Origin of the sequence: Aestuariivivens sediminis, assembly GCF_022662105.1 — a bacterium.
Classification (GTDB): domain Bacteria; phylum Bacteroidota; class Bacteroidia; order Flavobacteriales; family Flavobacteriaceae; genus Aestuariivivens; species Aestuariivivens sediminis.
Genome location: NZ_JAKMCP010000004.1, coordinates 193,077 through 207,251 on the forward strand (window position 1 = coordinate 193,077; position 14,175 = coordinate 207,251).

At 38.8% G+C, this 14,175-nt stretch carries 10 protein-coding genes; 3 read left to right on the forward strand and 7 right to left on the reverse strand.

Translation table 11 applies throughout. From position 1 onward, the window contains the following. Positions 1 to 83 precede the first annotated feature (83 nt). From MR054_RS12425 to MR054_RS12435, 3 genes are read left to right on the forward strand one after another with little or no spacing between them, the layout of a single operon-like run. The gene (locus MR054_RS12425) at positions 84 to 1,271 is read left to right on the forward strand and encodes a PSP1 domain-containing protein (protein WP_242083752.1); all 1,188 of its coding nucleotides are present in this window, start codon (positions 84 to 86) and stop codon (positions 1,269 to 1,271) included. Beyond that, a complete protein-coding gene (locus MR054_RS12430; protein ID WP_242158144.1) occupies positions 1,258 to 1,767 on the forward strand; it encodes a gliding motility lipoprotein GldH in 510 nt (169 codons plus the stop codon). The genes MR054_RS12425 and MR054_RS12430 overlap by 14 nt, the downstream gene beginning before the upstream one ends. Before the next feature lie 50 nt (positions 1,768 to 1,817). Further along, complete coding sequence (locus tag MR054_RS12435; protein ID WP_242158145.1) at positions 1,818 to 4,166, forward strand: penicillin-binding protein 1A; 2,349 nt, start codon at positions 1,818 to 1,820, stop codon at positions 4,164 to 4,166. A gap of 93 nt (positions 4,167 to 4,259) precedes the next feature. Here the strand turns inward: MR054_RS12435 and MR054_RS12440 are convergent, their stop codons facing one another. The 7 genes from MR054_RS12440 to hemB all read right to left on the reverse strand — a co-directional run bounded on the left by MR054_RS12440 (position 4,260) and on the right by hemB (position 14,168). Further along, positions 4,260 to 6,227 (reverse strand): acetoacetate--CoA ligase, encoded by a 1,968-nt coding sequence (locus tag MR054_RS12440; RefSeq protein ID WP_242158146.1) that lies wholly within the window; start codon positions 6,225 to 6,227, stop codon positions 4,260 to 4,262. 354 nt (positions 6,228 to 6,581) lie between these two features. Beyond that, positions 6,582 to 8,258 carry an ABC transporter ATP-binding protein gene (locus MR054_RS12445; protein ID WP_242158147.1) on the reverse strand — a complete coding sequence of 559 codons (1,677 nt, stop codon included), beginning with the start codon at positions 8,256 to 8,258 and terminating at the stop codon, positions 6,582 to 6,584. A gap of 90 nt (positions 8,259 to 8,348) precedes the next feature. Continuing rightward, positions 8,349 to 9,062, reverse strand: a complete 714-nt coding sequence (locus MR054_RS12450; protein WP_242083761.1) for a 3'-5' exonuclease — start codon at positions 9,060 to 9,062, stop codon at positions 8,349 to 8,351. Continuing rightward, the gene (locus tag MR054_RS12455) at positions 9,046 to 10,212 is read right to left on the reverse strand and encodes a serine hydrolase domain-containing protein (RefSeq protein ID WP_242158148.1); all 1,167 of its coding nucleotides are present in this window, start codon (positions 10,210 to 10,212) and stop codon (positions 9,046 to 9,048) included. Before MR054_RS12455 ends, MR054_RS12450 begins: the two co-directional genes overlap by 17 nt. A gap of 269 nt (positions 10,213 to 10,481) precedes the next feature. After that, positions 10,482 to 11,570: a CNNM domain-containing protein gene (locus tag MR054_RS12460; protein WP_242158149.1), complete on the reverse strand. Its 1,089-nt coding sequence runs from the start codon at positions 11,568 to 11,570 to the stop codon at positions 10,482 to 10,484. Positions 11,571 to 11,593: 23 nt separating this feature from the next. Next, the gene (locus MR054_RS12465) at positions 11,594 to 12,892 is read right to left on the reverse strand and encodes a serine hydrolase domain-containing protein (RefSeq protein WP_242158150.1); all 1,299 of its coding nucleotides are present in this window, start codon (positions 12,890 to 12,892) and stop codon (positions 11,594 to 11,596) included. Positions 12,893 to 13,175: 283 nt separating this feature from the next. Continuing rightward, positions 13,176 to 14,168 (reverse strand): porphobilinogen synthase, encoded by a 993-nt coding sequence (gene hemB, locus MR054_RS12470; RefSeq protein WP_242158153.1) that lies wholly within the window; start codon positions 14,166 to 14,168, stop codon positions 13,176 to 13,178. Positions 14,169 to 14,175: the final 7 nt, after the last annotated feature.

The following is a 14,175-nucleotide window of genomic DNA, read 5'->3' on the forward strand; positions in this document are numbered from 1 at the left end:
ATTATATATTTACAAATGAAAATGAATTATTAACCTTCAGTTCGAAATAAGATAATTATTATCGAATTCATTATATAAAACATATGGCTTGTAACAGTTGTTCAACTGGTAAGGATGGTCTGCCGAAAGGGTGTAAAAACAATGGGACTTGTGGTACGGATAGTTGTAACAAACTAACGGTATTCGATTGGCTGGCGAATATGTCGCTTCCAAATGGTGATAAACCATTTAATTGGGTAGAAGTACGCTATAAAAACGGGAGAAAGGACTATTATAAAAATCCTGAAAATTTAACCTTACACATTGGGGATATTGTAGCTACCCAGGCACAGACCGGTCATGATGTTGGAATGGTTACACTTACCGGTGAACTGGTGCGTGTTCAAATGAAACGTAAAAACATTAATGCCAATGACGATGAGGCCCTGAAGATATACCGGAAGGCCACACAAAAAGATATTGATGTGTGGTCGGCGGCTAGGGATAAGGAAGAACCTATGAAGGTTAAGGCCAGACAGTTTGCGATAGACTTAAACCTGCAAATGAAAATTTCTGACATTGAATATCAGGGCGATGCCAGTAAAGCAACATTTTATTATACAGCGGAAGAGCGTGTTGATTTTCGGGAACTTATAAAGGTATTTGCCCGTGAGTTTAGAACCCGAATTGAAATGAAACAAGTTGGTTTTCGCCAGGAGGCATCCAGACTAGGGGGTATAGGTTCCTGTGGCCGTGAATTGTGCTGTTCTACCTGGTTAACCGACTTCAGGTCTGTAAGCACTTCTGCTGCTCGTTATCAGCAGCTGTCATTAAATCCGCTAAAATTGGCCGGTCAGTGCGGAAAATTAAAGTGCTGTTTGAATTACGAGCTGGACACCTATTTAGACGCATTGCAAGAATTTCCTAAGACCGATATAAAGCTGCACACCGCAAAGGGTATTGCCGTTTGTCAAAAAATAGACATTTTTAAGGGTCATATGTGGTATGCCTATGAAGGGGAATGGATGAATTGGCATAAAATTACAGTGGATCAGGCTAACGAAATTATAGATTTTAACAAGAAGAACAAACCGGTAACCAGTTTGGAGGAATACGCCTCAGATTACATAGAAGATACTAAAGCAGAGTTTGAAAACGTTGTAGGGCAAGATAGTTTAACACGTTTTGATCATCCAAAACGTAAAAGTAAACGTAAAAATAACAGGAGCAGGAACAGTAGAAACAAAAATAAAAGAAAGAAACCCCAAAACAATAAAAATGCGTCTAAATAGTGTATTCTTATGTTTTTTTTGGCTTGCTATAACGGTCGTTTCTTGCGATTCCAATCTTGTTTTCGATGTTTATAAATCCGTGCCAAACACATGGCATAAAGATTCTATAACCCGTTTTAAAGTTCACCCACCGGATTCTATTAACCCCTATAACCTCTTTATTAATATAAGAAACACCAATGCTTACAAATACAATAATCTCTTTTTAATTGTGGAAATCGTGTTCCCGCATGGTAAGACCGTTAAGGATACCTTAGAATACAGAATGGCCGACCCGAGCGGGAAATTGTTGGGCACAGGGCTCATGGGTGTTAAAGAAAATAAACTGTGGTATAAAGAACAAGTCGTATTTAAGGAAGCAGGCGAATATCTGGTGAATATACAACACGCCATGCGTGAAAATGGAAAGGTTAATGGGGTTGTAGAATTGGAAGGGGTTACCGATGTTGGTTTTAGGATAGAAAAACCAAACACAGAAAACGGACACTTAAATTGATTCAAGCCCTAGGGTGCTCCAGAAATAAGAATTAACATCTAAGAAATTAAATGGCAAAAAAGAAAAAGACAACCCCTAAAAAAGTTCAGGACTTTTCAAAATACATTCGATGGTTTTGGATATTGTTTGTAGCCGGGGCACTTGCAGTTACCCTTATTTTTTTAGCGGCATCCTGGGGATGGTTTGGGGAGATGCCGGATCACACGCAATTGGAAAACCCGAAAACCAATTTGGCGACCGAAATTATTTCTTCAGACGGGGTTACACTGGGTAAATTCTACTTTAATGACAACAGAACCCCGGTAGATTTCGAGGAGTTACCCAAGCATCTTGTAGACGCTCTAATCGCAACTGAAGATGCCAGGTTCCATGAGCATTCAGGGATAGATGGTAGAGGAACTTTAAGAGCTTTCGTATTTCTTGGAAAAAAAGGGGGGGCCAGTACCATTTCACAACAATTGGCCAGACAATTATTTGTAGGGGTTCGATCTAAAAATTTGTTTGAAACCATAACACAAAAAATTAAAGAGTGGGTTATTGCAATCCGTTTAGAGCGTCAATATACCAAAGAGGAAATCATAGCTCAATATTTTAATATTTATGATTTCTTAAATAATGCGGATGGGATACGAAGTGCGTCACGCATTTACTTTGGAAAAGAACCCCGGGACCTGGAATTAAAGGAATCTGCCATGTTGGTAGGCATGTTTAAAAATGCGGCATTATACGATCCAAGAAGAAATCCTGTAGGCGTAAAAAACAGACGTAATGTCGTATTGGCCCAAATGGAAAAATATGGCTATATATCCGAACAGGTCATGGATTCTTTGCAAAAAACAGAATTGGATTTACGTTATACTCCAGAATCACATAGAGAAGGTATTGCTACTTATTTTAGGGAATATTTAAGGGCTTTTATGAAGGAATGGATAGCAGAAAATCCGAAACCGGATGGTACCAAATACAATATTAACAGTGATGGACTCAAGGTGTATACCACTATTGATTCGCGCATGCAACAGCATGCCGAAGATGCCATTCAACAACATATGCCAAGATTACAAGCCGAATTTTTCCATCAAAACACGCCAAGGCGTAATCCGACTGCACCATTTTTAGATTTAACCTTAGGAGCCATAGATACCCTTATGCGTAATTCTATTCGACAATCTGAACGATGGAGACACATGAAATACGACCTGAGGAAAGATACTAAAGAAATCGTGGAGTCCTTTTACAAGCCTATTCAAATGTCGGTTTTTGAATGGAAGGATGGGATACCATCGGAGAAAGATACCATCATGAAACCTATTGATTCCATGCGTTACTACAAATCGTTTTTAAGAACCGGGATGATGTCCATGGATCCGCAAACAGGTCATGTTAAAGCATGGGTTGGTGGCATTAATTATAGGCATTTCCAATACGATATGGTAAAACAGGGTAAACGCCAAACAGGATCCACGTTTAAGCCCTTTGTATATACGGCAGCGATTGATCAATTGCATTTATCGCCCTGCGATGAAATTCCGGACACCCCGTTTTGTATAGAAAAGAACAAGTATGGGAACCCTGATGAATGGTGTCCGAAAAATTCAGATGACGACTATGGTGGTGTGCGTACTTTAAAGAATGCTTTGGCCAATTCGGTAAACACAGTAACCGCCAGGTTAATTGATAAAGTTGGGCCGCAACCTGTAAAAGATCTGGTTGAAAAGTTAGGGGTTGAATCCAATATTCTTCCGGTGCCGGCTATTGCTTTAGGAGTAACGGAATTAAGTGTTTACGAAATGGTGGGAGCCTATTCAACGTTTGCTAATAAAGGCGTGTATACCAAACCTGTTATGGTAACGCAAATTGAAGATAAAAACGGAACTATATTATATCAGTTTAAACCGGAAACCCGTGATGTGTTAAATGAGGAGACAGCTTTTGTAACGGTGAAACTTTTGGAAGGGGTTACTCAATATGGATCCGGGGCCCGTTTAAGAACCAAAGGCGCTGATGCCTACCGGGCAGACTACAGGGAAATCGTGACAGGTTATCCCTATGAATTTACGAACCCTATTGCGGGAAAGACGGGGACAACTCAAAATCAAAGTGACGGATGGTTTATGGGTATGGTGCCAAACTTAGTTACAGGGGTATGGGTAGGAGCCGAAGACCGAGCGGCTCACTTTGCTTCCATTACTTATGGTCAGGGGGCAGCCATGGCACTTCCTATTTGGGCCCTGTATATGAAGAGTTGTTATGCGGATGACACCTTGAACGTATCCCAGGAAGAATTTGAAGCCCCCTCAGAACTATCCATAAATGTGGATTGTTCTGAAGAAGGGCAAAATGTTATTGTTGATGATGATCAAGAAGAACGTATCCCGGAAGAATTAGATTTTAACTAAATCCACATACCCACCATCATTTATGAACTCCTTGCTTAAGTAGAGCAGGCATTAACTCCTGGGATACGTTTCCTAAACCAAAGGGGATAGCAATTAAATGCTTTTTGCAAATGCGATGAAAAATTCAACGGATTCTGGGTTTTTCATGGAATCTATGTTAATGGATTTTTCTAATGGCATGTGCATTAAAATTTTTTTAACCGGAGCTTCCATTTTTTTGCCACTTATGGTATAAGGAATGTCTGGTACCTCAATAATTGTATCGGGGACATGTCTTGGTGAATATTCCTTTTTAAGCTGTTCGTTAATCCTTTGTTTAACATCCTCTGACAGTTCTATATTCGGTCTCATTTTCACAAACAAAGGCATAAAGTGTTTCCCGTCTTCCATTTCCAGATTCACAATAAGAGCGTCTTCAACGGCTTCAATTTTGTTGATACTTCTGTAAATTTCACTGGTACCAATACGAATACCATGGCGGTTGAGCGTAGCGTCGGACCTTCCATAAATGATAATGCCCTGTGTTTGTGAGTTAATTTTTATAAAATCACCATGCCGCCATTTTCCGGGGAAATGTTCAAAATAGCTGGCCTTATAGCGACTATTATCCGGATCATTCCAAAAATAAATAGGCATGGAAGGCATGGGTTTATCTATGACCATTTCACCCAGTTCATCTACAACAGATTGCTCATGATCGTCATATGCATAAAGCGATACCCCTAGGGCACGACATTGTATTTCTCCGGCATGAACGCCATAAAAAGGAGTGCCGCCCACAAAGGCTGTACAAACATCCGTACCCCCGGCCATGGAACACAACCAAACATCAGATTTTATGCTGTTATACACGTATTCGAACGCTTCCAGAGGTAAAGGGGCCCCGGTAGAACTGATAGACCGTATTGAAGTTAAGTTACAGTTGTTTTTTGGAATAATATGACGCTTCATGCCGGCAACTAAAAATGGAGCACTAGTGCCAAAATGGGTGATTTTTACATCTTCTGAGAACTGCCAAAGCTTATAGAAATCCGGATAAGTTGGAGATCCGTCATAAAGGACAATAGTCGCCCCCATTAATAATGGGGATTGCAGAAAATTCCACATCATCCAGCCTGTTGTTGTAAACCAAAAATAACGTTCACCTTCATGGACATCGTTATGAAAGGCCAAATACTTTAAATGTTCCAATAAAATGCCCCCATGAGAGTGCACAATAGCTTTGGGTAAACCGGTTGTGCCAGATGAGTATAATACCCAAATAGGATGGCTGAAGTCTACCGGTTCAAAAACTAAGGCATTACCCGGTATCTTGAAAATATCATATATGTTTATAACCTCTTTTGGAAATTTAAATGTTGCATTTTTATGGAGATACGGTAACATAATAACTTTCTCCAAAGTAGGGAGAGCATCGGCAATGGTTTTAGAGACCTTGGATTTATCGTAAGGTTTACCATTATAATAATAGCCGTCAACCGTAATAAAGACTTTAGGTTTTATTTGGGCAAACCGATCGATCACACTTTCGCTTCCAAAGTCCGGGGAGGTACTGGACCAAATGCCACCAATGGAATTTACAGCTAAAAAGGAAATGGTAGCTTCCGGGACATTGGGTAGAAAGGCGACAACACAATCGCCTTTTCTTACGCCTATTGATTTTAAATAGGTGGCCATGGAGGCCACTTTTGTTCTAAGGGCATTCCAGGATAGTTCGAGATAATCCCCTTGTTCATTCTTAAAAATAATGGCGGTTTCTTCTATTAAATGCGAGTGCCTAAAAATATGTTCAGCATAATTTAGTTTTGAGCCTGGAAACCATGCCACATCCGGCATGTTGCCCTGAGTTAAAATGCGGTTATAAGGCTTGTGGCTAATCACTTTAAAATAATCCCAGATACTTTTCCAGAAATCTTCAATATGATCGACAGACCATTGCCAAAGCGCATTATAGGAATTAAGCTGTAGACCATGTGTAGAAGACAACCACTTGCTGTATTCATATAAATGGCTGTTTTCTTTAAAGGCATCCGAACCCTCCCATAATTTTTTATTGCGCATTTTTATTCTGATTTATGAAGTATAAAGATACGTATTCTTCCAGGAATAAAGGAAGTGTTTTCGCTTTCTTAAAATACCGGAATAGGACTCTAATGTTAAAAAAACATGCATTTTAACGATTATATATGTTTTTAGTCTGATTTAATCATAAAAATGTGCATATTTACAGTCCCCAAATAAACCAATTGAATTATAGATTTGCCTCAAGGCTACCATTAAACTTAACCTACTTTAAACATGGAACCGAATTTAACTGAGCAAATAGAATTTAGGGATAGTAAGCTCAAGGAAACGCTTCGCGAATACCTACAGTTTATTAAAGGATTATTGTACATTACTAAAAAAGTATTCATGCTATAACCCTTTTGGAATAGCATGAATTAATTTTTTGGTATACGCCTTTTGGGGATTGTTGTAGATCGCATCAGCATCAGCCAATTCTTCAATTTTACCATTATTCATTACCAATAGCTGGTCGCTCATATATTTTACTACCGCTAGATCATGCGATATAAAAATATAGGTAAAACCAAAATCTTCTTTAAGCTCATTTAAAAGATTTAAAACCTGAGCTTGAACCGATATATCTAAAGCTGAAACCGATTCGTCACATACAATCAATTTGGGTTGCAGTGCAATAGTTCTTGCAATACCAATACGCTGTCGTTGTCCTCCTGAAAACTCATGAGGGTAACGGTTAAATACGTTTTCAGATAGCCCGACACGATTTAAAATAGCCAATACTTTTGCCTTCCGTTCGGTATAGGAATTATAAATACCATGAACTTTCATGGGTTCAATAATGGCATTACCAACAGGTATTCTGGGATTTAAGGACGAAAAGGGATCCTGAAAAATGATTTGCATTTCTTTTCTTAATGTTCTTATGGCGGCGTTTGAAAGATGGGTAATGTCTTCCCCTCTATATAAAATAGTTCCGGCAGTTGCCTTGTCAAGTTGTAAAATGGCATTACCCAATGTTGATTTCCCACACCCGGATTCGCCCACCAATCCTAAAGTCTCACCTTCGTAAAGTTTAAAACTTACTTGGTCTACTGCTTTGAATGCAGATGTTTTGGAAAACCAACCTGATTTTGAGAAATATTCTTTTTCAATATTAATAACCTCTAAAAGAGGCGGTTTACTATAAAGGGTTTTATGTTTTATCTGGCGTTCTTCGGAGGTTATAATTTCTTTGGAAAAATTATCATTGAGATAATCTTGAATGGACGGTAATTTCTTTAATCTGGTATCTAATGAGGGGCGAGAATTCAAAAGTGCTTTTGTGTAATTGTGTTTGGGCTTTTTAAAAATGGTTTCAACCTTACCTTGTTCTACAATTTCGCCGCGATACATCACCAGGACTCGATCGGCAATCTCTGAGATTAAGGTCAAATCGTGGGTAATAAAAATGATACTCATCCTGGTTTCTTTTTGTAAGGTATATAAAAGATGGATTATGTCTTTCTGTACGGTGACATCGAGTGCCGTTGTAGGTTCGTCGGCTATTAAAATATCGGGTTTACAGGCAATGGACATGGCTATCATTACGCGTTGTTTTTGACCTCCTGAAATTTCATGGGGATATGCCCCAAAAATTCGTGATGGATTGGGTAACTTCACCTTTTCAAATAATGCCAATGTTTCTTCCTTAGCGTTTGATTTAGATAAATTGGTGTGTTGTAATAGTATTTCCTGAACTTGATTCCCACAGGTCATGGATGGATTCAAGGAACTCATGGGCTCTTGAAACACCATAGCAATTTTTTTACCGCGAATACCCCGAAACCCTTTATTTGATAGTTGGGTTAAGTCTTTATTGTCGTAAAGAATGGATCCCGAAGTGATGCTGGAGAGTTTATTGGGTAATAAACCCAAAATGGCCAGTGATGATACTGATTTTCCTGAACCAGATTCCCCAACAATCCCAAGTATCTCATTGCGTTCAAGCGAATACGAAATATGGTGGATAACCTCTTTGTTTCCGAATGAAATACTCAGGTTTTCAATATTTAATAAGGGGTTCTTCATAGGGATGAATTTAGGATACCTGTAATACATGTAATGGGCTTTAAACTATTATCTCGAGAGCCGGTCTGAGGATAATTCATATATTTTTATTTAAACATGAATAATTTCATTCTCATTTAAAAGCGCATCACCTCTAAGTCTTAAAAATATTTGAGCGACCGCAATGGTGTCTTTTTCGCAATACGCGATAATACGATTTATGTCCTTGTCCTCATAGTACACACGGTAAACTTCGCTGCCATCAATATCATCTTTTGGAGATGGAATGCCAAGGACATGCGTTAAAAGTTTTAAGGACGTGTATGTTTTATAATCTCCAAACTTCCAAAGTTCCATAGTGTCCAAATGGGGCACTTCCCAGGGTTTCTTACCAAAAAGATTCAATTTATACGGTAATGCCATATTATGGATAATCATACGGCGCGCAATATACGGGAAATCAAATTCCTTTCCATTATGGGCACATAACAAATGGTTGGCCTGGCTGAAATGTGAAATCAAAAGTGTTTTGAACTCTTTTAAAATTGAAATTTCATCGCCATGAAAGGAAGTCACCCGAAACGTTCTTGTTTTATCCTGATGACTAAAGTATCCCACAGAAATGCAAATAATTTTTCCAAATTCTGCCCAAATACCTGCACGTTCATAAAATTCTTCAGCTGTAAATTCCTCCTTACGCTGGTATTGTGATTTGAGTTCCCAAAGGACCTGTTTGGTCTCATCCAAATCTGAATAATGCTGAGTTTCTGGAACGGTTTCTATGTCTATAAAAAGTATGTTTTCGAGCTTAAGTTTGTGTAACATGGGCCAACATTTTGTAAGCTTCTTCTATATATATATCAACATCTTCGGAAAATTCACCTATAAAAGTTTGTGGTGTACGCCGGTGACCCAACCTTACAACAATGATATTGTTCGCTCTATCTACAATCACCATTTGCCCCAGATGCCCCCTCATTATAAAAAAGGATTTGCCATCTTTTTCATATAACCACCAGCCATAACCGTATTGCGGACTTTCGGTAAAGCGAGGGGTAACCGATTGTTCTACAAAGGTTGAGTCCAATACTTGTGTGCCGTTCCATTGGCCATAATCTTTATAAAGTTTTCCAAAACGCGCAAAATCTTTAGCATTACTTGCAATACAGCAATAGGCCTTAACCATATCGTTGGGTTTACTGTCTATCTGCCAAAAGGTCTCATTTTCACATCCCAAAGGTTTCCAAAAGCAGTCCTCCAAATATTGGTAGAGTTTCTTTTGCGTAGCGTTTTCTATAGCCATGCCTAATAATTGTGTGTCACCACTGGCATACTTAAAGCGTTTTCCCGGTTCTTCAACAACCTTGACCTTCTGGAGCATCATGGTTCTTAAATCGTCATCAAAATAAGCCCTGGTAGTGATGGAAAATGGGGAATAATACGCTTCATCCCAATTTGTTCCGGAAGCCATACTCGCTAAATCGCCTACGGTGAGTTTAGCACTCAGACCATCACAATATTCCGGGATAAAATCACAAACAGGTTGGTCCAGACTTTTTATATAACCTTCCATAATGGCCTTTCCCAAAAGTCCGGACACATAACTTTTAGCCATGGAAAAGGAATTGGTTGGTGAGTCTTCATCAAATCCATTGTAATAGTTTTCAAACCAGATACTGTCGTTTTTAACAATTAAAAATGCAATGGTGCCATAAGTCTCGTTTGTAATATTGAGCTGTTCTGTTTCACTAATGGCATTATAGTTTTTATGATTGGGCCAGGGTTGAGGTTTACCGTAATTAACGGTTTCATTATCGAAATACTTATAGTCTTCCAAAAACGCCGTCGTATACCCATTCAGGTAAATGGTTTTTATCGCCTTGATAAGGTAATCCGTATCGGTTAAATATAATGTAATAAGAAGTAACACTAATAGGAGTACCAGTCCTTTTAATATTTTTTTAATCAATGACATGCAGCATATAATCTCGAATTAAATATAGGAAAATTAATTCATTCTTTTAAAAAAATGGAGTGATAAGCATACCCCATAAAATGGGCTCTGTGTACAAGGTTAATCTTTTGGCAATAACCAAAGTGTTATGCAGAAGTTGCTCCTGTATGGCATTAACATACCGTCACGACCAATACCTCAGACTCCTGTTGATAAAGGAAAGTTATCGATGCGTTTAACTGAGTAGTTTCACTGAATCCAAATGGCGAATCCATGACGTACATTAAGCATTAATCCTTGGTATTTTCACCCATGAAAATACCTAATTTTTTAGCACGGATTTCCCAACTTTTTCTGGCTAAATGTTGTAGATCCGAAACGTTATCACTCTCGTCCATAATTTCCAGACCCAATAGGGTTTCAATAACGTCTTCCATGGTAACCAATCCACTTACGCTGCCATACTCATCGACCACTAAAGCCATATGGTTTCGACTTTCCACTAATTTATCAAAAAGTGTTGGAATTGGAAGGTTTCGACTGACTACAATAATGCTTCTTTTAATGTCAGACAGTTTTTTGGCACTATTATCCAGAGCCATTTCCTTAAACACTTCATCTTTTAAAACCAGGCCCGTGATATTATCTAAATCGTCCCTGTAAATGGGAATTCTGGAAAAACGAAGGTTTAAATTTTTTTTAAAAAAAGCTTCCACTGTGGTGGATTCATTTTCAGTTTTCATTACCGTTCTGGGGGTCATAACATCCTTGGCAAAAACTTGTTTAAAATTAAGTAGATTTTTAATGATAACACTTTCATTTTCCTGGAACACCCCTTCTTCATGAGCCATATCGGTCATGGCCATAAAGCTTTCACGGCTTAATATACTGCCATGATGCCCTTTGCCTCCAATAAGTTTTGTGGTGAGTTGCAGTAACCACAGCAACCCCGTCCATCGTAATGGAAATATTAAAACTATTAAAGAATTGGCGGCGAAATGTGCTAAGTTTTTCCAATAAGTAGCCCCAATGGTTTTTGGTATTATTTCAGAGGCCACTAAAATTAAAAAGGTCATAATTGCAGATACAATACCCACCGTATTAATACCAAAAACCTCAACTTTATAAGGTAATTTCTCGGCTTCAATACCAACCATCATGGCTCCCAAAGTGTGGGCAATCGTATTAAGGGTAAGAATGGCGATTAAAGGTTGGTCGACATCTTTTTTTAAGGTTTCAAGAGTTAATGCATAGTCTTTTTTTTCCTTTTTTTTAATGTTTATGAAGGTGGGGGTTACACTGAGTAAAACGGCTTCAAGTATGGAACATAAAAAAGAAAAGAAAATAGACACTGTTGCCCAAATAATTAATGCGCTCATAACTTGTTTAAAGGTCTAAAATACTAATTATTTTGCGAATTGGTGCTAGTTTTATTTGCTGTGTAGAATACTTGCTGCAGCGTGGGCCTGATATTTAGGTTGTAAATATTTCTATGTGTCCTATTTGGGTAAACGCGGTTGGACAAAAAGATAAAAACGAGCTCATTTTCTGGATCTGCCCAAATAAAAGTTCCCGTAAATCCTGAATGCCCGAAACTTTTAGGGCTTACCTGAGGTGCGGGATAGGCCTCTTTAAGGCTTAGGGTGTCGTTCCCTATCAATGGTTTATCAAAACCCAGTCCACGGCGATTGTCGTTTTCAGGATATTGAATTCGGGTAAATTCTTCTATCGTGGCCTCCTTGAAATAGCGCTTGCCTGAATAGCTGCCCTTTTGCAGTAACATCTGCATATAAATAGCCAAATCTTTTGCCGTGGCAAATAAGCCTGCGTTTCCGGATATTCCACCAAACAGGGCGGCATTTTCATCATGGACCCAACCCCGTGTAAGTGTTTTTCTGAATATGGAATCATACTCCGTTGGAACAATGGTATTTTTAAACGATTTCGTGGAAGGGAGGTAACCAAGTGTTTCGCAACCCAATGGGGTGTAGAAGTTTCTTTGAAGATAACTTACATAATCTTGCCCTGTTATATTTTCAATAAGTTGTGGGTAAATTAATGAAGGGAGCCCTGAATAAACATAAGATTGGTCTGCACTCACTTTTGAGCGCTTTATGGTTCTGAATATCTTATGACTGAATCTGTCTTTAATGTATAGGTTTGAATACGCTTGGTGTGAAAACCGTTTGTGTTTTTCGGATCGGACAAATCGCTTTTTAGGATGTCCTTTACGAAGGACGTCATTTAAAAAAATAATATAGGGTTGCATTCCTGCTTGATGTGCCAACAATTCACGAAGGGTAATTAATTTTTTATCTTTTCTGTGTTTCCAGGAAGGCCAATAGTAACTAAAGGGCTTATCGAGGTCTAATTTACCTTCTTCGTAGAGTTTCATTAAAGCAGGTAATGGACCTGTGATTTTGGTTACCGAAGCCAAATCGTAAACATCGTTCAATTGAACTTTTTGAATGCTATCATAGGTGTGAAATCCATAGGCCTGATGAAAAATTATATGACCTTGTTTAGCGACTAAGAGTTGTGCGCCCGGAAAGGCCTGTTCCCGAATACCCTCATACATAATGGAGTCAACCTTATGTTTAATGTATGTTGAATTCAAGCCAACCGATTCTGGCGTTGCATATTGCAATTGGGCATTTACAACACCAAAACCTAACAAGAATAATAATACAATGATTCGCATAAGCTCAAAAATAAGGTATTGAAAAATACAAAATTGAAATCAATTTATTTTGGGGAACATTTGGAAACCACATTCAATACATCGGGGAGTCTTCCATTTCGTTTTAGAGCAGTATTTTTTACATACAACGCCAAATGGAGATATACATTTCACCCTTTTTAGGTTTACATTGATTAGGATCTAACCCACAGCCGTGCAATACTGTTCATGTTACTTTCGCAAGATCCTAATGTATTGTTCCACCATATAGAGTTCTATAAGGCTGCTCCTGGCAGACTTGAGCTTACCTATTCAATATCCGAATAACATCCTTGGCAAAGTAAGATGCAATGACATCTGCCCCGGCACGTTTAATGGCAATAATCTGTTCCATCATCACCGCATCGTGATCCAGCCAGCCTTTTTCAGCTGCAGCTTTAAGCATGGCATATTCGCCAGAGACTTGGTACACTGCTACGGGCACTTCTACGAGGTTTTTAATATCCCGTACAATATCTAAATAACATAATCCCGGTTTTACCATCACTATATCGGCTCCCTCATCAACATCCATCTCCGTTTCCCGCAGGGCTTCTAATCTATTCGCAGGATCCATCTGGTAGGTGTTTTTGGTTTTGGGGACATCTGCCAAATCTACAGGAGCAGAATCCAAAGCATCACGAAAGGGTCCGTAATAGGCTGAGGCATATTTTGCGGAGTAGCTCATTATTCCGGTATTCATAAACCCGTCCTTGTCCAAGGCCTCTCGAATACTCAAAACACGGCCGTCCATCATATCACTTGGAGCTACAAAACTGGCGCCAGCTCGTGCATGTGAAAGACTTATTTCTGCCAATACCTTAACGGTTTCGTCATTCAGTATCTCACCATTTTGAACAATACCGTCATGACCGTAAATGGAGTATGGGTCCAAAGCAACATCAGTCATGACCAACATTTCAGGACATGCATTTTTAACAGTTTTAATGGCGCGTTGCATCAGTCCATTGGCGTTTAACGCTTCGGTTCCTTTGTTGTCCTTTAAATTATCAGGGACCTTTACAAATAGCAATACAGATTTCAAACCTAAACTATTAAGGGTTTTGACTTCCTGCTCCAGTAAATCCAGACTATATCGAAAATAATTAGGCATAGATGGTATTTCATCTTTTATCCCATGGCCCTCAACCACAAACAGGGGCACTAAAAAGTCATTTGGAGTAACAATGGATTCACGAACCAGAGAACGAAGGGTTTCACTGCTCCTAAGACGTCTATTTCTTCTTAATGGATACATACGATGT